This window comes from Streptomyces showdoensis (genome assembly GCF_039535475.1).
Lineage (GTDB): Bacteria > Actinomycetota > Actinomycetes > Streptomycetales > Streptomycetaceae > Streptomyces > Streptomyces showdoensis.
In genome coordinates, this window is sequence record NZ_BAAAXG010000026.1 from 448,653 (window position 1) to 467,824 (window position 19,172).

At 73.4% G+C, this 19,172-nt stretch carries 15 protein-coding genes; 7 read left to right on the top strand and 8 right to left on the bottom strand.

Translation table 11 applies throughout. The features are described from left to right. Nucleotides 1-156 precede the first annotated feature (156 nt). The gene (locus tag ABD981_RS14555; RefSeq protein ID WP_046911690.1) at nucleotides 157-2,601 is read right to left on the bottom strand and encodes an ABC transporter family substrate-binding protein; all 2,445 of its coding nucleotides are present in this window, start codon (nucleotides 2,599-2,601) and stop codon (nucleotides 157-159) included. A gap of 301 nt (nucleotides 2,602-2,902) precedes the next feature. Here ABD981_RS14555 and ABD981_RS14560 point away from each other — a divergent pair, with 301 nt between their 5' ends. From ABD981_RS14560 to ABD981_RS14575, 4 genes are read left to right on the top strand one after another with little or no spacing between them, the layout of a single operon-like run. Beyond that, nucleotides 2,903-3,127, top strand: a complete 225-nt coding sequence (locus ABD981_RS14560; protein ID WP_046911689.1) for a hypothetical protein — start codon at nucleotides 2,903-2,905, stop codon at nucleotides 3,125-3,127. A 16-nt stretch (nucleotides 3,128-3,143) separates the two neighbouring features. Then, on the top strand, nucleotides 3,144-3,974 hold the full coding sequence (locus ABD981_RS14565) for a hypothetical protein (RefSeq protein ID WP_046911688.1): 831 nt from the start codon (nucleotides 3,144-3,146) through the stop codon (nucleotides 3,972-3,974). 1 nt (nucleotide 3,975) lies between these two features. Continuing rightward, nucleotides 3,976-5,925: a fumarate reductase/succinate dehydrogenase flavoprotein subunit gene (locus tag ABD981_RS14570; RefSeq protein ID WP_046911687.1), complete on the top strand. Its 1,950-nt coding sequence runs from the start codon at nucleotides 3,976-3,978 to the stop codon at nucleotides 5,923-5,925. Further along, nucleotides 5,922-6,692 carry a succinate dehydrogenase/fumarate reductase iron-sulfur subunit gene (locus tag ABD981_RS14575; protein WP_046911686.1) on the top strand — a complete coding sequence of 257 codons (771 nt, stop codon included), beginning with the start codon at nucleotides 5,922-5,924 and terminating at the stop codon, nucleotides 6,690-6,692. The genes ABD981_RS14570 and ABD981_RS14575 overlap by 4 nt, the downstream gene beginning before the upstream one ends. Before the next feature lie 59 nt (nucleotides 6,693-6,751). On the opposite strand, the gene ABD981_RS14580 is transcribed toward ABD981_RS14575, so the two are convergent. Then, entirely contained in the window at nucleotides 6,752-7,771 is a 1,020-nt protein-coding gene (locus tag ABD981_RS14580; RefSeq protein WP_240495472.1) for a glycoside hydrolase family 18 protein, read from the bottom strand. A 139-nt stretch (nucleotides 7,772-7,910) separates the two neighbouring features. Between ABD981_RS14580 and ABD981_RS14585 the strand changes: the two genes are divergently transcribed. Both ABD981_RS14585 and ABD981_RS14590 read left to right on the top strand, forming a co-directional pair. Continuing rightward, nucleotides 7,911-10,025, top strand: coding sequence for a TPM domain-containing protein (locus tag ABD981_RS14585; RefSeq protein WP_345529426.1), 2,115 nt, complete (start codon nucleotides 7,911-7,913; stop codon nucleotides 10,023-10,025). 40 nt (nucleotides 10,026-10,065) lie between these two features. Further along, entirely contained in the window at nucleotides 10,066-10,773 is a 708-nt protein-coding gene (locus tag ABD981_RS14590) for a PspA/IM30 family protein (RefSeq protein ID WP_046911284.1), read from the top strand. Nucleotides 10,774-10,810: 37 nt separating this feature from the next. On the opposite strand, the gene ABD981_RS14595 is transcribed toward ABD981_RS14590, so the two are convergent. From ABD981_RS14595 to ABD981_RS14620, 6 genes are all read right to left on the bottom strand, one after another. Continuing rightward, nucleotides 10,811-13,417 carry a SpoIIE family protein phosphatase gene (locus ABD981_RS14595; protein WP_046911283.1) on the bottom strand — a complete coding sequence of 869 codons (2,607 nt, stop codon included), beginning with the start codon at nucleotides 13,415-13,417 and terminating at the stop codon, nucleotides 10,811-10,813. A gap of 144 nt (nucleotides 13,418-13,561) precedes the next feature. Continuing rightward, a complete protein-coding gene (locus ABD981_RS14600; RefSeq protein WP_046911293.1) occupies nucleotides 13,562-13,984 on the bottom strand; it encodes an ATP-binding protein in 423 nt (140 codons plus the stop codon). Nucleotides 13,985-14,093: 109 nt separating this feature from the next. Beyond that, on the bottom strand, nucleotides 14,094-14,549 hold the full coding sequence (locus ABD981_RS14605; RefSeq protein WP_046911282.1) for a (deoxy)nucleoside triphosphate pyrophosphohydrolase: 456 nt from the start codon (nucleotides 14,547-14,549) through the stop codon (nucleotides 14,094-14,096). A 16-nt stretch (nucleotides 14,550-14,565) separates the two neighbouring features. After that, nucleotides 14,566-14,745, bottom strand: a complete 180-nt coding sequence (locus ABD981_RS14610) for an SPOR domain-containing protein (protein ID WP_046911281.1) — start codon at nucleotides 14,743-14,745, stop codon at nucleotides 14,566-14,568. A gap of 156 nt (nucleotides 14,746-14,901) precedes the next feature. Further along, entirely contained in the window at nucleotides 14,902-16,611 is a 1,710-nt protein-coding gene (locus ABD981_RS14615) for a purine-cytosine permease family protein (protein WP_046911280.1), read from the bottom strand. A 214-nt stretch (nucleotides 16,612-16,825) separates the two neighbouring features. After that, a complete protein-coding gene (locus tag ABD981_RS14620) occupies nucleotides 16,826-17,578 on the bottom strand; it encodes a GntR family transcriptional regulator (protein WP_046911279.1) in 753 nt (250 codons plus the stop codon). A gap of 186 nt (nucleotides 17,579-17,764) precedes the next feature. On the opposite strand from ABD981_RS14620, the gene ABD981_RS14625 reads away from it, so the two are divergent. Further along, a complete protein-coding gene (locus ABD981_RS14625) occupies nucleotides 17,765-19,111 on the top strand; it encodes a glycoside hydrolase family 18 protein (RefSeq protein ID WP_046911292.1) in 1,347 nt (448 codons plus the stop codon). The last annotated feature ends 61 nt before the right edge of the window (nucleotides 19,112-19,172 follow it).

The window sequence follows — 19,172 nt, forward strand, 5'->3', positions numbered from 1 at the left end:
AGGCTGTGCGGGTGCCGCGTGGACGTGCGGCGAGGAGGTGTGCGGCCGGGTCAAGGGGCCGACGCGATCCTGCCCGCCGGGGTCACCGGCGGGCAAGGAAATTGAGCTGCTTCTGAGCTTGCGACTTGGACTTTCGGCGGCTTTAGGGTATTGCGCTCACTTGCGGGTGTTGCGCTCCGCGCCCTGGGCGGACGCGGGCTTCTTGTAGCCGATGTCCTGGTAGCGCGGGGCGGCGAGGCCCCAGGCGCCGGCGTTCACCACGTCGCTCTTGGCCGCGACCAGCTGGGGGCGCTGGTAGAGCGGGATGGAGCCGGCCGCGGCCCAGATCCGGGCGTCGGCCTGGCGGACCAGGTCGCGGGCCTCCTCCTCGTCGAGGGTGGCCACCGCCTGGTCGAACAGCTGGTCGATCCGGTCCGTGCCGACCCGGGCGTAGTTCTGCTCGACCAGCAGCGAGCCGTCGGAGGCCGGCTCCGGCTTGGCGAAGATCGGCCGGGCGTCGGTCGCCGGGTAGGCGGTGGCGGGCCAGGAGTAGAGGGCCAGGTCGTAGTCGCCGGAGGCGATGTGGTCCTTGAAGAAGCTCTCGTCGGAGACCTTCGTGACCGCGGTGCGGATGCCCACGGCGTCGAGCATCCGGACGATCCGGTCGCCGACCGCCCGCAGCGACTCGGAGCCGGGGCCCGAGGGCAGCACGAACCGGAGGCTGAGCGGCTTGCCGTCCTTGCCCAGCGCCTGCGAGGCCGCGTCGACGGCGGCGGGGGCCGCCGGGGCGGCGGAGCCGCGCGGGGCGTAGGCGCCGGCCACGCCCTTCGCCTCGGACCGGTCCTGCTCCTTCGCGGCGGCCGGGGCGGCCGCGGTGCCGGTGTCCAGGGCCGCGGCCTGCCGGAGCAGGGCCGCGCTCTGGAAGGCGGCGACGGGGGCGGGGGCGAGGACGTTGGTGCCGTTCTCGGGGCCGGCCGCGCCGATCAGCGGGGCGGCCGGGCGGCCGCCGGGCTTGTCGTCGCCGACGATGTAGAGCCCGTCGTCGGAGGCGGTGTCGCCCTCCTTCTTCTTGGCGGGCTTGTCGGCGGGCTTGTCGGCGGGCTTGTCGGCGGACCGCTCCTCGCCGTCCTTGCCTTCCTTGGCCGCCTCCTTCTCCGCCGCCTTCTCCCCTTCTTCCTTCTTCGTGGCGGCGCTGCCCGCCTTCGCCCCGGCCGGCTTCTTCAGGGCGCCGCCCGGCACCCAGCCCGCGTCGGCGAGGAGCGCCCGCGCCTCCTTGGTGTCCTGGTCGCCGAGCGCGTCGCTGCTGTCGGCGTAGGCGGCCTGCCCGGCGAGCGCCAGGTGGCTGCCCGGGGGCCTGGCCGGGAGGCCGAGCGGCTTCAGCACGGTCTCGGCGAGCTCCTGGCGGTCGATCGCCCGGGCCACCGCCCGGCGCACCCGCTCGTCGGCCAGCGCCCCGGACTCCCCGTTGAGGGAGAGCTGGGTGTACGCGGGCTCCAGGGACTTCCGTACGACGAAACGGGCCAGCGCGTCCTGCTCGCTCGCGTACCGGGCGACGGCCTGCTGGTTCTTCTCCCGGGCGGCCTGGACCTCGGCCGCCTTCTCCTCGTCGGAGCCGTGTGCGAGGGCCCAGGAACGCAGGGCGGCGGCGGGGGTGATCCCGGCGCCGGGCCCGTGGGTGAGCGCCTGCCCGCCGTTGCGGCCGGCCCGGGCGTCCCGTACCGCGAGCGCGATCCGCTCGGCGGCGGAGCGGTCGATCTCGGCCAGGTCCAGCTTTCCGGCGGCGAGCGCGGCGGCCCGGTCGGCGCGGGGCACGGCCTTCAGGACGAGGGTGTCCAGCTTGGCGGTCTGTCCCCACCAGCGGGGGTTGCGGGTGAGCGTGACGTCACCGCCCTTGCGGTCCACCGTCTTCAGCAGGAACGGTCCTGCGGTGGCCTTCAGGGCGGTGCGCGCCCCGTCGTTGAAGGCGCTCGGGGAGCCCATCACCTGCTTCGGGTACAGGGGGGTGAAGAGCGAACGCCAGTCGGCGTACGGCTTGCCGAAGGTGACCCGCACCTCCAGGTCGTTCTTGCCGCGCTCGATCTTCTCGATCCGCTCGTAGCCGGCGTTGCGCGCGGTCCAGTACGCGGTGTCCCGGCCGCTGAGCGCCCGCCACTGGGCGACGAAGTCGGGGGCGCCGATCTCGCGGCCGTCGCTCCAGACCGCCTGCTGGTTGAGCTTGTAGAGGACGACCTGCTTGGGCTCGGTCTCGACGACCTGGGCGGATTCGAGGTAGTCCGGGTTGAGCCGCGGCCTGCCGCGGTCGTCCAGGGTGTAGAGGGAGGGGAGCACGGCGCCGGCGATGCGGTTCGTGGCGCCGTCGGCGTCGGCCTGGAAGGCGTTGAGGGTGGTGGGCAGCGCGTCGACGGCCCAGCGCAGGGTCCCTCCGTCGGCGACCTGGTCGCGGCCGGCCGGCGCGTTGTCCTGGGCGGCGGCGGGGGTCTCGTCGGCGCTGTCGCCGGAGCTGCAGCCGGCGAGCACGGCGAGGGCGAGCACGGCACTGCTGAGGGTGGCTACGGAGCGGAGCGTGCGGGAGCGGGGGCTCCTGGAGCATGTCCTCCCGCGAGGGGCGCCGACCTGGGACATGACTTGTACCCCTTCGTCCAGTTTTATGCCATTTGGAGATGATCACACCTATTGCTCATACACTGAAAAGGACGGAGCGGATCCGGCCACGGCGACACGGCGGCACGGACGGCGAACCCCACTCGTGCGGCCCAACCGCCGGCGAATCGGGACGCTCCGGACGAGTGGAATCCCGTACGCACGGCTTCACAAGCGGGATGTGACGCGCGACACTCTCCACCGAGGTCCCGGCTCCGCCCGACCCGGGGAGCCCCCGTCGCGCATCCACCTGTCCGGCGTGTCCGCGGAAGTGAGGGCAACCATGTCCGTTCAGGACGATCTGGCGGCCGTCAAGCGGCGCCTGCAGGACCTGGAGCACACGGTCGAGGAGCTGGAGCGCCGCGTCGTGACGGAGCGGACTTCACCCCGGCCGCCCGAGGGCCGCGCCGAGAGCCTGGTGACCATCCCCGACGCCCCGTACGACAGCGGGCTGTGGACGGACACCGACGACGAGGGCCTGGGAGCACGCGACCGCCACGCGCCGTAGAGCCGAGGAGGCCCCGTTGGCCACAGCTACCCCACCCCCGCCGAGGAGCGGGGCCGCGACGGGGGTGCGCTCCCCGGGGCGCGCCTCCCTCGACGCCCGCCACCTGCGCACCGACCGCTGGTGGCTGGCGCCCGCCGTCACCGCCGCCGGGCTGCTCGCCTTCGTCGCGTACTCGACGTGGCGGGCGTTCGCGAACGCCCACTACTACGCCGCCCCCTACGTCTCGCCCTTCTACTCCCCCTGCCTCGCGGAGAACTGCGTCCCCATGCGCGGCGGGCCGAACTGGGCGCTGTTCGGCAGCTGGTGGGGCCTCTCTCCCGCGCTGCTGATCCTGGTCTTCCCGCTCGGCTTCCGGCTGACCTGCTACTACTACCGCAAGGCGTACTACCGGGGCTTCTGGGCCTCTCCGCCGGCCTGCGCGGTCGCCGAACCCCACCGCGCGTACACCGGGGAGACCCGCTTCCCGCTGATCCTGCAGAACGTCCACCGGTACTTCTTCTACCTGGCGCTGCCGGTCGCCGGGATCCTCACCTACGACACCGTGCTCACCTTCCGGGACCCCTCCTACGCGTGGGGCCACGCGGGGCTCGGGACGGTGCTGTTCCTCGTCAACATCGTGCTCATCTGGTCGTACACGCTGTCCTGCCACTCCTGCCGGCACGTCGTGGGCGGACGGCTGCGGCACTTCTCGAAGCACCCGGTCCGCTACCGGCTGTGGACCTGGGTGGGACGGCTGAACCGGCGGCACATGCTGCTCGCCTGGTCCTCGCTGATCAGCGTGGCCGTCTGCGACCTGTACGTGTACCTGCTCGCCACCGGTGCCTTCGACGACCCGAGGTTCTTCTGAGATGAGTCCTGTGGAACGACAGCGGTGGGACGTGATCGTGGTCGGCGCCGGCGGCGCCGGGCTGCGGGCGGCGATCGAGGCGCGGCGCCGGGGCGCCCGCACCGCGGTGATCTGCAAGTCCCTCTTCGGCAAGGCCCACACGGTGATGGCGGAGGGCGGCATCGCCGCCTCCATGGCCAACGCCAACCCGCACGACACCTGGCAGGTCCACTTCCGCGACACCATGCGCGGCGGGAAGTTCCTCAACCAGTGGCGGATGGCCGAACTCCACGCCCGGGAGGCGCCCGAGCGGGTGTGGGAGCTGGAGACCTGGGGCGCGCTCTTCGACCGCACGCCGGACGGGCGCATCTCCCAGCGCAACTTCGGCGGCCACGAGTACCCCCGGCTCGCGCACGTCGGCGACCGGACCGGCCTGGAGCTGATCCGCACCCTCCAGCAGAAGATCGTCTCCCTCCAGCAGGAGGACTTCCGGGAGACCGGGGAGTACGAGTCACGGCTCAGGGTCTTCCAGGAGTGCACGGTCACCCGCGTCCTGAAGGACGCTTCCGGGGAGCGGGTCGGCGGCGTCTTCTGTTACGAGCGGGAGACCGGCCGCTTCTTCGTGCTGGAGGCGCCGTCGGTGGTGCTCGCGACCGGCGGGATCGGCAAGTCGTTCAAGGTGACGTCCAACTCCTGGGAGTACACGGGCGACGGGCACGCGCTCGCCCTGCTCGCGGGGGCGCCGCTGGTCAACATGGAGTTCGTGCAGTTCCATCCGACCGGGATGGTCTGGCCGCCTTCGGTGAAGGGCATCCTCGTCACCGAGTCGGTGCGCGGCGACGGCGGGGTGCTGCGGAACTCCGAGGGCCGGCGGTTCATGTTCGACTACGTCCCCGAGGTCTTCAAGGAGAAGTACGCGCAGTCGGAGGAGGAGGGCGACCGCTGGTACGAGGACCCCGACCACAACCGCCGCCCGCCCGAGCTGCTGCCGCGCGACGAGGTGGCCCGTGCGATCAACGCCGAGGTCAAGGCGGGCCGCGGCTCCCCGCACGGCGGTGTCTTCCTCGACGTGTCGACCCGGATGCCGGCGGAGGTGATCCGGCGCCGGCTGCCCTCGATGTACCACCAGTTCAAGGAGCTGGCGGACGTCGACATCACGGCCGAGGCGATGGAGGTCGGGCCGACCTGCCACTACGTGATGGGCGGGGTGGCCGTCGACTCGGAGACGGCGGCGACGGTCGGCGTGCCGGGCCTCTTCGCGGCCGGCGAGGTCGCCGGCGGGATGCACGGGTCCAACCGGCTGGGCGGCAACTCCCTGTCGGACCTGCTGGTGTTCGGGCGGCGGGCGGGGCTGCACGCGGCGGAGCACGCGCTGGACGGCGGGGCCGGGACCCGAGGTCATGGGCCCGAGCCCGGATCCACGGTCCGGGCCCCGGGGTCCGCTCCCCCGCACCGCGTCCCCGAAGCGGCCGTGACCGCGGCGCGGGCGGAGGCCCTGGCCCCGTTCGACGGCGGCGCGGCGGCCGCCCCGGAGAACCCGTACACCCTCCACCAGGAGCTCCAGCAGACGATGAACGACCTCGTCGGGATCATCCGGCGGGAGGGCGAGATGGCCGAGGCGCTGGAGCGGATCGCGGAGCTCCGGGAGCGGGCGGGGCGGGTCGCCGTGGAGGGGCACCGGCAGTTCAACCCCGGCTGGCACCTGGCCCTGGACCTGCGGAACATGCTGCTGGTCAGCGAGTGCGTGGCCCGGGCGGCGCTGGAACGCACCGAGAGCAGGGGCGGGCACACCCGCGAGGACTACCCGTCGATGGACCGCGCCTGGCGCCCGGTGAACCTGCTGTGCCGGGCGGTGGACGACCGCGTCGCCCTGGAACGGGTGGGCACCGAACCGATCAGGGCCGACCTCCTCGCGCTCTTCGAGCGGGAGGAGCTGGCCAAGTACCTGTCCGCGGAGGAGCTGGAGTCATGAGCACGTACGAGGCCCGCTTCCGGATCTGGCGGGGCGACAGCGACGGCGGTGAGCTGACCGACTACACCGTGGAGGTGCACGACGGCGAGGTGGTCCTCGACCTCGTGCACCGCCTCCAGGCCACCCAGGCCCCGGACCTGGCCGTGCGCTGGAACTGCAAGGCCGGCAAGTGCGGTTCGTGCTCGGCCGAGATCAACGGGCGGCCGCGGCTGATGTGCATGACCCGGATGTCGGTCTTCGCGCGCGACGAGACCGTCACCCTGACGCCGATGCGGGCCTTCCCGGTGATCCGCGACCTGGTCACGGACGTCTCCTTCAACTACGCGAAGGCACGGGAGATCCCGGCCTTCGTCCCCCCGGCCGGGGTGGCCCCGGGCGAGTACCGGATGCGGCAGGAGGACGTCGACCGCTCGCAGGAGTTCCGCAAGTGCATCGAGTGCTTCCTGTGCCAGGACACCTGCCACGTCGTCCGCGACCACGAGGAGAACAAGCCCGCCTTCGCCGGCCCCCGCTTCCTCATGCGGATCGCCGAACTCGACATGCACCCCCTCGACGCGGCGGCCGAGACCGGCCTCGACCGCCGCCGCACCGCCCAGGACGAACACGGCCTCGGCTACTGCAACATCACCAAGTGCTGCACGGAGGTGTGCCCCGAGTCCATCCGGATCACCGACAACGCGCTGATCCCGATGAAGGAACGGGTCGTGGACCGGAAGTACGACCCGGTGGTGTGGCTGGGGAACAGGATCCGGCGCCGGGGGCACTGAACCGGGGCCGCTCGGGGCGCCGCCGCCCCCGGCCCCGGGACCGGGCCGTCCGCCGTCGGTCAGTGCCAGCCCTCGCGGTAGGCCGTCCAGTCCCCCTCGCGGGCCGCGAAGTCGACGTACAGGGCGAGGCCGAAGCGCTCGCGGCCGGGGTCCGTGCGGCCGAGGCCGAGGCGGGCGCCGCGGACGGCGGCGGTGACGGTCTCGGCGGACTCGTGGTGGCCGAGGTCGTCCTCGTGGAAGAAGGGCAGGCCCATCAGCAGGTCCGTCCCCTCCGGGGTGACCTCCAGGGCGAGGCTGGTCTGCTGGGCCACGTACCCGCCGTAGAGGCCCTCCAGCGGCATCCAGGTGTCGTACGACATGACGGCGATCTGGTCGACGCGGCGGGCGACCTGGCCGAAGAACTCCTGCGACCACCACTTCTCGCTGCCGCTGACCGCGCCCAGGACGGAGTGCGCGGCCGGCAGCGGGTCGATCTGGTGCGCGGCGACCGACAGCGCCGCCTTTCGGGGGCGGGTCAGCGCGCCGAGGTCGTCGAGCAGGGACAGGTAGTGCGGGTCGTCGGAGTGCAACGGCTCCAGGTCGAAGTGGACGCCGTCGAAGCCCGCGTCGAGCACCTGCCGGGCGGAGGCCACCACGGCGGCGCGGGACGCGGGCCGCTCCAGGCGCAGCCCGTCCGGGCCCTCGGTGGCCAGGACGTCGCCCAGCCAGGCGTGCACCCGTATGCCGGGCATCGTGCGGTGGACGGCCGCGATCAGCCAGGCCGCCCGTGGATGGCGGGCGGCGGGCAGAGTGCCGTCGTGCTCCAGCGGGCCGGCGTGGACGTAGAGGTCGCGGATGCCGGTCCCCCGGACGCGGGCGGCGAAGGCGGCGAGGTCGGCGTCCTTCTTCCGGCCGTCGACCCAGGCGTGGCCGAGCCAGATGGCGTCCTTGCCCCGGCTCTTCGTGCCGTCCCGGAGCTCACCCGTGTAGTTCAGGCGCAGCGCGACACCGCCGGCGAGCGGCGGGAGCACCAGCAGGAGGACGAGCGCGAGGGCCCACCACCGTCCGCGCCGCCACAGCCTGTTGCCCCGTACGTTCACCCGGTCCCCCCGTGGTTCGTCACTTCACCCGGCCACCGTAGCGGCGGCTACGGACGGTGACGCCGGAAGGCCCGGGGTCGGTTTCCGTCCCGCGGCGGCCCGGTCGCGGACCCCCCGGCCCGGACATAGCCTCGCTTCTGTGACGCGAACAGCCGCCCGAGCCCTGCTCGCCGTGCTGGTGGCGGCGTGGTGGCTGCTCGTGCCCGCCGTCCCCGGTGCCCGCGCCGACGACCCGGTCACGCTGTCCCGGGAGGGGCAGATCACCGACCGGGTGGGCGCGCTCGGCGACCGCCGGCCCGAGGTGGTGCGGGCCCTCGACGCGCTCTACGACGCCCGCCGGGTGCAGCTCTTCGTCGTGTACGTGCGGGACTTCTCCGGCCGCCCGGCCCAGGGCTGGGCCGACGCCACCGCCGAGCGCAACGGGCTGGGCCGGGACGACGTCCTGCTCGCCGTCGCCACCCACGACCGGCAGTACGGCTACTCCGCCGACCCCGACTCGCGCTTCACCCAGGCCCAGCTCGACGACGTGGCACGGACCGCGGTCGAACCGGCCCTGCGGCAGAACGACTGGGCGGGCGCGGCGATCGGCGCCGCGAACGGCTACTCCGCCGTGCTCGCCGGACAGCCCGTCCCCACCCCCGTGATCACCCCCGGCCCCGCCGACCCCGGCACCGGTCCGGCCGGCTCCACCTCGGCGAGCGACCTGGTCCTGCCCGTCGTCCTGGTCGGCGGCGCCGGCGCGGTGGCGGCGTACGCCTTCACCCGGCGGCGGCGCAAGGGCGGCCCCCGCACCGCGCCCGGCGGCGCTCCCCCCGGCGGACAGGGCTGGGGTCCGCCGAAGGCGCCCGCGCAGCCGACCCTGGAGGAGCTGGACGGCAGGGCCCGGCAGGCGCTGGTCGCCACCGACGACGCCGTCCGCACCAGCACCGAGGAACTCGGCTTCGCGACGGCCCAGTTCGGCGACGAGGCGGCCGAGCCGTTCACCGCGGCCGTCCGGTACGCCGAGGGCGAGCTCACGGCGGCGTTCCGGCTGCGGCAGCAGCTCGACGACGCGTTCCCGGAGGACGACGCGACCCGCCGCTCGATGCTGGAGGAGATCCTGAAGCGCTGCGCGGACGTGAACGCCCGGCTCGACGCCGAGTCCGCGGACTTCGACCGGCTGCGCGCCCTGGAGGGCAACGCCCCGCAGGCCCTGGCGGCCGTCGAGGCGGCGTTCCGGGAGCAGACCGGCCGGGTCGGCACGGCGGAGGCGGCGCTCACGGCGATGCGCGCGCGGTACACCGAGTCCGCGGCGGCCCCGGTCTCCGGCGACGTGGAGCAGGCCAAGGACCGGCTCGTGTTCGCCACCTCGACCGTCAACCGGGCCCGGCAGCACATCGACGCGGGCGAGAACGGTGCCGCCGCCGTGCAGATCCGGGCGGCGGAGGGCGCCGTGGACCAGGCGGCCCGGCTGATCGAGGCGGTCGACCGGCGGGCCAAGGAGCTGGCGGAGGCGGTGGGCGGACTGCCGGGCGCGCTCGCCGAGACCGAGGCGGACCTGGCCGATGCCCGCGGGCTGCTCCAGGGCACCGCGGAGGGCGTGTCCACGGCGGACCTGCGGGGCCGGATCGGCCGGGCCGAGTCCGTACTGGCCGATGTGCGCGCGGCGGTGGACTCCGGGCGGTACGACCCGATCGACGCGCTGCGCCGGGTCGAGCAGGCGGACTCCGCGCTCGACGAGGCCCTGGCCGGCGCCCGGGAGCGCGAGTCGGGCACCCGGCGCGCCCGGGCCCTCCTGGACCAGGCCCTGCTCACGGCCCGCTCCGCGATCGGGGCGGCGGGCGACTACGTGACGACGCACCGCGGCGCGGTCGGCGCCGAGGCCCGCACCCGGCTGGCCGAGGCCCAGCGGCGGCTGGACCGGGCGGCCGGGCTCGGCGAGGGCGACCCGCAGGCCGCCCTGGCCGAGGCCCAGCAGGCGGACGCGCTGGCCCGGCGGGCGCAGGAGCTGGCCGAGCGGGACGTGCGGACGTACGGGAACCCGGACGGCTTCGGCGGCGCCCCGGGCACCGAGGGTGCCGGCGGCAGCGGGCTCGGCGGCGCGGTGCTCGGCGGCATCATCCTCGGCGGCCTGTTCGGAGGGGGCCGTGGCGGGGGCGGGCACGGCGGGGGCGGGCACGGCGGGGGGTTCGGGGGCGGCGGCTTCGGCGGCGGCCCCGGCAGCTTCGGCGGCGGGGGCACGCGCGGCCGGCTGGGCGGCGGCGGCCGGTTCTGACCGTGCGCCCCCACTCTCGTCCCATCCAAGGAGACCGACCATGAGCAAGCAGACGATCCTGGGCCGGGTGGCCCAGCTGGCGAAGGCCAACATCAACGCGCTCCTCGACCAGGCCGAGGATCCGCAGAAGATGCTGGACCAGCTGATCCGCGACTACGCGAGCAACATCGCGGAGGCCGAGGAGGCCGTCGCCGCGACCATCGGCAATCTGCGGATGATGGAGCAGGACCACCAGGAGGACGTGGACGCGGCGAAGGAGTGGGGCGGGAAGGCCCTGGCCGCGAGCCGCAAGGCGGACGAGCTGCGGGCCGGCGGGCAGACCGCCGAGGCGGACCGCTTCGACAACCTGGCGAAGGTCGCGCTGGGCCGCCAGCTCCAGTCGGAGAAGGAGGCGCGGACGGCGGAGCCGACGATCGCCGCGCAGACCGAGGTGGTGGCGAAGCTCAAGGGCGGTCTCACCCAGATGAAGGCCAAGCTGGGCGAGCTCCAGGCCAAGCGGGACGAGCTGGTCGCGCGGGCGAAGTCGGCGCAGGCGCAGAACCGGATGACGGACGCGGTGAAGAGCGTCGACGTCCTCGACCCGACCAGCGAGCTCAGCCGTTTCGAGGACAAGGTCCGCCGGGAGGAGGCGAGGGCCCTGGGCGAGCAGGAGCTCGCGGCCTCCTCCCTGGACGCCCAGTTCGAGCAGCTGGACGCGCTCGGCGACCAGGCCGAGATCGAGGCCCGGCTGGCCGCCCTGAAGGGCTGAGCGGCGGCCCCTCGCGCCGGGAGCGGTGGCCCGCTGCTCAGAACATGCTGAGCAGCTGGTCCACCGTCGGTTCGGCCAGGCCGTCGCCGTCCGGCAGCGGCAGTTCGAACCAGACCGTCTTGCCGCGCGGGGTGCGGCGCGAGCCCCAGGCGGCGCTGAGGAGTCCGACCAGCTGCAGCCCGCGGCCGCCCTCGTCGGTGTCCTTGGCACGGCGGCGGCGCGGCTGGACCAGGCCCGCGTCCCACACCTCGCAGACCAGGGTGCGGTCGCGCAGCAGCCGCAGCCGGATCTCCCCCTCGCCGTAGCGCAGGGCGTTGGTGACGAGTTCGCTGACGAGCAGTTCGACGGTGTCGACCAGGGGCTCCAGCCGCCAGGCGGTCAGCTGGGCGCGGGCCAGCTCCCGGGCGCGGCCGACGGAGCGGGGCTCCCGGGGCAGCCGCCAGTCGCCCACGGCCTCGGCGGGAAGTCCCTGGATGCGGGCCATCAGCAGCGCGATGTCGTCCTCGCCGTGGCGCGTGTCGAGGGTGCTCAGGACGTGGTCGCAGACGTCCTCCAGGGGCCGGCCGGGGTTGGCGAGGGCGCTGCGGAAGGCACTCAGCCCCTCGTCGAGCGGATGGTCGCGCGACTCGACCAGCCCGTCCGTGTAGAGGGCGAGCAGCGAGCCCTCCGGCAGCTCGACCTCGACCTCCTCGAAGGGCTCGCCGCCGACGCCCAGCGGCATCCCGGGGGGTACGTCGAGCAGCAGGGCCTCCTCGCCGGGTTCGACCAGCACGGGCGGCAGGTGGCCCGCGTTGGCGAAGGTGCAGCGCCGGGTGACCGGGTCGTAGACGGCGTAGACGCAGGTGGCGAGGTAGACCTCGGAGAGCTCGGGGCCGCGGGCCTTGTGGGCGCGGGCGGACTGCTGGGCGCCGCCGGGGGCGCCGAGGCCGCGGGCGATCTCGTCGAGGTGGGACAGCACCTCGGCGGGTTCGAGGTCGAGCTGGGCCAGGGTGCGCACGGCGGTGCGCAGTTCGCCCATGGCGACGGCGGCGCGCAGGCCGCGGCCCATGACGTCGCCGACGACGAGGGCGGTGCGGTGGCCGGGGAGCTGGATGACGTCGAACCAGTCGCCGCCGACCTCGGTGGCGGCGGTGCCGGGGAGGTAGCGGCAGGCGATGTCGAGGCCGGCCGCCTCGGGGTCGCCGGGCGGCAGCAGGCTGCGCTGGAGGATGAGGGCGCGCTCGTGTTCGCGCCGGTAGAGGCGGGCGTTGTCGATGCAGACGGCGGCGCGGGCGGCCAGTTCGACGGCGAGGGCCCGGTCGCGCTCGCCGAAGGGTTCGCTTCCCTTGGCGCGGGAGAACTGCACGAGTCCGACGACGGTGTCGTGGGCGACCATCGGGACGACGAGGGTGGACTGGACGAGGCTGCCGTCCGTGCCGGGGACGGTGCGGATCCGGCCGGTGCGCAGGGCGTCGGCGCAGGGCGAGTTGAACGGGTAGCGGTGGACGGAGCCGACCGCGATGGGGCCCTCGTCGCAACAGACCTCGCGGTCGGCGCCGGCGGTCCGGGCGGCCGCGTCGTCCCCGGCGGGCCGTGGCCTGCCGACCTGGACGCGGGAGTCGGAGACGGCGCTGGCGACGGCGACCCGGCGCAGTTCGGCGCTGCCGGCCCCGTAGCCGACGTCGTGGGAGCTGCCCATGCGGCCGGGCGGGGCCTCGTCCCCGGTGAGCAGGCCCTGGTAGAGGTCGACGGCGGCGAGGTCGCAGAAGCCGGGTACGGCGACGCCGAGGAGCTCGCGGGCGGTGGCCTCCAGGTCGAGGGAGGTGCCGATGCGGGCGCCGGCCTCGTTGAGGAGGGCGAGGTTGCGGCGGGCGTTGGCGGCCTCGCGGGCCGCGTTGTGCCGCCGGGTGACGTCGATGCCGAGCCCGGCGACGCCGACGGGGCGGCCGGTGCCGCTGTGGACGCGGTAGAGGTTGATCGACCACTGGCGCCGGTCGGTGGAGCCGGGGGCGGCGCCGACGATCTGGAGGTCGGCGACGGACTCCCCGGTCTCCAGGACCTTGCGCAGCGCCGCGGTCATCCGGTCGGCCTCGGGCGCGGGCAGGTAGTCGTGGACGGTCCGGCCGCGGTGGTCGTCGGCGGAGCCGCCGAAGACGGTGGCGAAGCGCCGGTTGGCCCGCTTGACGGTCAGGTCGGTGCCGAAGAGGAGGAAGCCGAACGGGGATTGGCCGAAAATGGCCTGCGAGGCGGCCAGGTCGGTCTCGATCCGGCGCAGCGCGCGCACGTCCACGACGATGCAGAGCGCGGCCCGTTCCCCGTCCGCGGTCTCGCTCGGCATCACGTACATCTCGGCGATGCCGTGCGGGCGGTCCTCGCCCGGCATGCGGAACGGGACGAGGCCGGTCCACTCCTTGCCGTCGAGGATCTCCTTGACCCTGCGATGGCCGCGCTCGCGCAGGTCGGCGGGCATGAACGCCTCGACCGGGTCCTTGCCCCTGGCCTCCTCGGCGGTCACGCCGAACAGCTCGACGGCCCGTCTGCTCCACTGCTCGACGAGCCCGTCGGGGCCGATCGAGAAGGAGGCGACCCGGATGTAGTCATAGATCGATCCGGGCGGGCTGCTCTGCCACACGACACCGCTCGCCGTCTCAGGTATCTCGCTCACGCGACCGTCCCCTCCAGCTCACCGCACCGGACCGGCCATGAGCGCAGTATTCAGCACCATGGCCCCCGTCGGCACGACGTTCACGATCACAGGGTGGTCTCGTTCGTTTCCGGCCGAGGCCCGCTGATCGTCGTCCCACCCTCTTTACTCACCAGGCAGGGCCAGCTCGAACCACACGGTTTTTCCCGTCCTGCCCGCACGGGTACCCCAGCGGCGTGCGGAACAGGCCACGAGCTGGAGCCCCCGGCCCCCCTCGTCCTCGGGTCCCGCGGGGCGTTCGGTGGGCCCATCCGGAAGCGGATCGGAGACCTCCACCAGGAGCGCGGGGCCGTGCCCGGGGCCGGTTCCGTCGGCCCGGAGACGCACCAGGCGGACCCCGATGGGCCCGGAGGCGTACCGCAGGGAGTTGGTCACCAGCTCGCTGACCAGCAGGATCGTCACATCGCCGATCACCGAATCGAGCTGCCAGGCCCTCAGGGTGTCCCGCACCGCGTGGCGGGCCGTGCGCACGGCGTTGGCCTCCGCCGGAAAGTGCCACTCGGCACAGTCGCCTTCGGTGTCGATCACGAGGCCCACGTCCTATTTCGGGGGGTTAATCAGCACATACCCGATATTTGGAGTGGGATATCGCGCCGGGCGGCCGGGTGGGCGCACGGTGGCACGAACGGCGTAGGAGTCAGTCGCGCGCGCCGTCACGGGGGCTCGCGGGCAGCAGCCGGGCGGCTTCCGCGACGGCGGGCCGGTCCTGGTCGAGCCAGTCGACGGAGTCCAGCTCGTGGCGGGCCAGCCAGCGCAGCTGGTCGTGGTCCTCCAGCGGCCGCGGCTCGCCGGAGAGCAGGCGGGCGGTCCACACCCGCAGCACGTAGCCGGGCTTGAGCGGCCACTCGCCGGGGATGCGCTCGCCGGGTTCGGTCTCGACGCCCAGCTCCTCGCGGAGTTCCCTGACCAGGGCCTCCTCGGGGCTCTCGCCGGGCTCCAGCTTGCCGCCGGGCAGCTCCCAGCGGCCGGCGAGTTCGGCGGGGGCACTGCGACGGGCGGCGAGCAGCCGCCCCTGGTCGTACAGCGCCCCGGCCACCACCACGACGACAGGGCCGGGGCCGGGGCGGGCGGAACGGGTGGTGCGATCGGTCATGGGGCGGAGCGTAGCCTCAGAGCGCGGGCTCGCCGATCCGCTCGACCAGGTAGAGCTGCTTGTGGCCGCGGGCGTCGAGGCTGTCGGCGATCTTCTGGGCCTCGTCCTGCGTCGCGTACCGACCGACGCGGTAGCGGTTGCCGTTGTCGTCCTGCCGTATGACCAGCCAGGGGAGGACGGGGCCGCTGTCGCTCATCGGACTTCTCCCTCCGCCGGTCCGGCCGTGTCTGACGATCTCCAGGAAACCGCAATCCGCATATGCCGGAGCTTACGCCTGACCTTTACACAGCGGATACGTGTTTTCACGAAGAGATATGTATCTGGCCAGTAACCGGCGGAGGGAGGCCGGAGCTCACGCCGCGGGCGCGGCCTTCGGGACGGTCGGCACCGGCATCAGGACGGGTCCCGCGGCCTCCGGATCCTTGCGGCAGACGTCCCCGCACCCGGCGTCGAGGGAGCAGCACAGCGAGCAGATCGGACCGGAGTGGGCGGGGCAGTCGGCGATGTCGGGCAGCTCGTACGCGGTGGCGCAGACCGTGCACTCGTGAGTCGCCGTCACGTCGGCCGGCGCGGCGTCCGGGCCGTTCACGGGGTTCGGCCGGGCCAGGTAGTACTTCCCCTTGGTCGCCCAGGCGATGAGCGGGCAGAGCAGCAGGGCGAGGCCGGCGGCGATGAAGGTGGAGAAGGCCTCCGCGTAGGTCCCGAAGAGGCCGAAGAAGGCGAGGATCGAGACGACCGAGGCGATCGCCATGGCGCCGAAGCCGGCCGGGTTCACCGCGTACAGGTAGGCGCGCTTGAACTCGATGTACGGCGGGCTCCAGCCGGCCCGCTTGTTGATGACGAGGTCGGCGGCGACGGCGGCGATCCAGGCGATGCCGACGTTGGAGTAGAAGCCCAGCAGCTTGCCCAGGGCCGCGAACATGTTCATCTCCATCAGCGTCAGCGCGATGGCGAGGTTGAGGAAGATGTACCAGACCCGGCCGGGGTGGCGGTGGGTGATCCGGGAGAAGAAGTTCGACCAGGACAGCGAGCCGCTGTAGGCGTTGGTGACGTTGATCTTGATCTGGGAGACGATCACGAACAGGGCGGCGGCGGGCAGCGCGAAGGAGCCGAGCCAGGGCTTGAGCGCCTCGATCTGCGGGGCGATCGGCTCCAGGGCGTGGGTCTTGCCGACCGCCTCCAGGGCGACGAAGGCGAGGAAGGCGCCGCCGAGCTGCTTGGCCGCGCCGATGACGACCCAGCCGGGTCCGGCGGCGAGCACGGCGAGGTTCCAGCGCCGCTTGTTCTCCTCGGTCTTCGCGGGCATGAAGCGCAGGTAGTCGGCCTGCTCGCCGATCTGCGCGATGAGCGAGAGGGCGACTCCGGTGCCGAGACCGAAGCCGATCCACGAGAAGCCGGAGCCGGCCCCCTCGGTGCCGCCGAAGGAGGCGAAGGCGCCCCAGGAGTCCGGCGCCTCGAAGGCGAGCACCAGGAAGGGCAGCACCAGGCCGACCAGCCACAGGGGCTGGGTCCAGGCCTGCACCTTGGCGAGGGCGCCCATGCCGCGGAAGACGATCGGGATCACGATCAGCGTGGTGACCAGGTAGCCGATCTCGACGGGCAGCCCGAAGGCCTGGTGCATGGCCTGGGCCATGATCGAGCCTTCGAGCGCGAAGAAGATGAAGGTGAAGGAGGCGTAGATCAGCGAGGTGAGGGTCGAGCCGAAGTAGCCGAAGCCGGCGCCCCGGGTGACCAGGTCCATGTCCAGGCCGTAGCGCGCGCAGGCGCGGGCGATCGGGATGCCGGTGAGGAAGATGACGACGGCGGCGGTGAGGATCGAGGCGAGACCGCTGGTGAAGCCGTAGGTGAAGACGATCGAGGCGCCGATGGCGAAGTCGGCGAGGTAGGCGATGCCGCCGAGCGCGGTGCCGGCGACCGTCGCGGGCGACCAGCGGCGGAAGGAGTACGGCGCGTAGCGCAGCGAGTAGTCCTCGCGGCTCTCGTCGGCGGCCAGTGCGGCGTAGCGGCGGCGGGGCGGCGGGGCGGGCGCCGAGGTGCCGGGCGGGGTGACCGTGTCCGTCATGAGGGTTCCTGTTTCCTGTCGTCCGACCGGATTGCGGGTACGGACGAGGAAGGTAGGAGCGGGGCGTGACGATCCGTCGCGGCGCGCGGTTGCCCCGGCGTTACGGGAGTGGACACTCCGTCAACTCGGTGTGAACGCCCCCGGACAGCCGGCACCGCTCAGCGCACCGCCGACGGGGCCCGACCGGCGGCGGACGGCGCGAGACCCGCGATTCTCACCGCACCGGGAGGTGGTAGGCGACCCGGTAGCGGTCGGCGGGGACGACGACGTCGGCGGTCTCGACCGCGCGCCCCGAGGCGTAGTACGTCCGCTCGACCACCATCACGACGTGGCCGGGGACGCCGCCGAGGGTCAGCAGCTCCTCCGCGAGGCCGGGCCGGGCGCCGACCTCCTCCACGACGTTGTCCACGACCACGTCGATCGCGGCCATCCGCTCGACGACCCCGCAGCCGCCCAGCGGCCCCTCCTCGGGCAGCATGACCGGCGTGCGACCGGTGACGGCGAGCGGCTCCCAGGAGGTGGAGAGCATCATCGGCTCGCCCGCGTCCCGGTAGACGTACCGCGTGCGCATCACCCGCTCCCCCGGCTCGATGCCGAGCCGGGCGGCGGTCTCGGCGCTCGCCGGCTCCTGCTCGCTGTTCGACTCCCAGGTGCCGCGGGCCCCTTCGGCGGCCTGCTCCTGACGGAAGGGCGTGGCGCCCGCGGCCGGGCGGTAGCCGGAGCGGGCGATGGGGCGCGGCACCGGGCGCTCGCGCACATAGGTCCCCGAACCCGAGCGTCCCTCGACCAGGCCCTCGGCCATCAGGACCTTGCGCGCCTCCAGCGCGACGGTGTCCGACACCCCGTACTCCTCGCGGATGCGCGCCTGCGAGGGGAGCCGGGTGTGCGGGGGAAGCGAGCCGTTGGCGATCTTCTCCCGGAGATCGCTCGCCACACGCAGATAGGCCGGCTGCTCACCGAACGTCACTGGACACTCCCCTCAGGTTGACTGACAGCTACAGACTGACGACCGAGGGTGCACATCCGCAAGCATGGGCCAGGGTTTCACCCGAAGTGATGATTTGCCTTTACGCAGGCGCTTACCGCAGGTATAGCCACCGAACTCCCGTCGGAATCCTTGACGTTGATGGTCCAGACCAATACGTTCCGCCTCATGCGTCGCATAACCCTTTCCCGGATGTCCGTCGCCACCGTCGCCCTCGGCCTCCTCGCCGCCCTCGCCCCCGCCGCGGGCGCGGCCCCGGCCCCCGAGCGGCACGAGCAGTCCGCCAAGCCCGCGTACAAGCGCGTCGGCTACTTCACCCAATGGGGCGTCTACGGGCGGAACTTCCAGGTCAAGGACCTGGAGACCAGCGGCACCGCCGCCAAGCTGAGCCACATCAACTACGCCTTCGGCAACGTCAGCGCCGAGGGCAGGTGCTTCACCGGGAACGTCCCCGGCGAGGCCGACCCCTGGGCCGACTACGTGCGCCCGATCGACGCGGCCGGCTCGGTCGACGGCGTCGCCGACACCCCGGACCAGCCGCTGGCCGGCAACTTCAACCAGCTGCGCGAGCTCAAGGCCGAGCACCCCGGCCTCAAGGTGATGATCTCGCTGGGCGGCTGGAGCTGGTCCACCCACTTCTCGGACGCGGTCCGCACCCCGGCCTCCCGCAAGGCCCTCGTCGCCTCCTGCATCGACCTCTACATCAAGGGCAACCTGCCCGTCGACGGCGCCCGAGGCGGCGCGGGAGCCGCCGCGGGCGTCTTCGACGGCATCGACATCGACTGGGAGTGGCCCGGCTCCGCGGGCGACACCGACACCGTCTTCCGCCCCGAGGACAAGCAGAACTTCACCGCCCTGGTACGGGAGTTCCGCGTCCAGCTCGACGCGTACGCCAAGACCGAGCGGAAGCGGAAGCACTACGAGCTGTCGGCGTTCGTGCCGACCGCGCCGGCCAAGATCGACGCGGGCTTCGAGGTCCGGAAGATCATGCGCGACCTGGACTTCGTCAACCTCCAGGGCTACGACTTCCACGGCAGCTGGGAGTCGACCACCGCCCAGCAGTCCGCGCTCTTCGCCCCCCAGGGCGACTTCAGCGTCGACCAGACCGTGAACGACTGGCTGCGGCGCGGCGCGCCCGCCCGCAAGCTGGTGGTCGGCATGCCGTTCTACGGCCAGGGCTGGACCGGTGTCACCGGTGGCGGAACCGGCCTCGGCAAGCCCGCGACCGGCCCGGCGGCCGGCACCTGGGGCGCGGGCTCCGAGGACTACGAGGCGCTGAAGAAGCTCGCCGCCTCGGGGGCGTCCACCGTGCACCGCGACCGGCGCAACGGCCACGCCTGGCTGTTCGACGGCACGACCTTCTGGACCTACGACGACCCGCAGGTGCTGCGCACCAAGTCGGCGTACGTACGGGCCAAGGGGCTCGGCGGCGCGATGTTCTGGTCGCTGGACGGGGACACCCCGGACGGCGAGCTGATCACCGCGGTGAACGGCGTGCTGGGCGGCCGCCGCTGAGGCGCTGAGGCGCCGAGGCGCTGAGGCGCCGAAGTCCGCTCGGGCACCACGGCGGAGGGGC

Excerpts from the sequence above, each read along its gene's own strand:
- ABD981_RS14555 (WP_046911690.1), bottom strand. The coding sequence starts at position 2,601 with ATGTCCCAGGTCGGCGCCCCTCGCGGGAGGACATGCTCCAGGAGCCCC.
- ABD981_RS14560 (WP_046911689.1), top strand. The coding sequence starts at position 2,903 with ATGTCCGTTCAGGACGATCTGGCGGCCGTCAAGCGGCGCCTGCAGGAC.
- ABD981_RS14570 (WP_046911687.1), top strand. The coding sequence starts at position 3,976 with ATGAGTCCTGTGGAACGACAGCGGTGGGACGTGATCGTGGTCGGCGCC.
- ABD981_RS14575 (WP_046911686.1), top strand. The coding sequence starts at position 5,922 with ATGAGCACGTACGAGGCCCGCTTCCGGATCTGGCGGGGCGACAGCGAC.
- ABD981_RS14590 (WP_046911284.1), top strand. The coding sequence starts at position 10,066 with ATGAGCAAGCAGACGATCCTGGGCCGGGTGGCCCAGCTGGCGAAGGCC.
- ABD981_RS14605 (WP_046911282.1), bottom strand. The coding sequence starts at position 14,549 with ATGACCGATCGCACCACCCGTTCCGCCCGCCCCGGCCCCGGCCCTGTC.
- ABD981_RS14610 (WP_046911281.1), bottom strand. The coding sequence starts at position 14,745 with ATGAGCGACAGCGGCCCCGTCCTCCCCTGGCTGGTCATACGGCAGGAC.
- ABD981_RS14615 (WP_046911280.1), bottom strand. The coding sequence starts at position 16,611 with ATGACGGACACGGTCACCCCGCCCGGCACCTCGGCGCCCGCCCCGCCG.
- ABD981_RS14625 (WP_046911292.1), top strand. The coding sequence starts at position 17,765 with ATGCGTCGCATAACCCTTTCCCGGATGTCCGTCGCCACCGTCGCCCTC.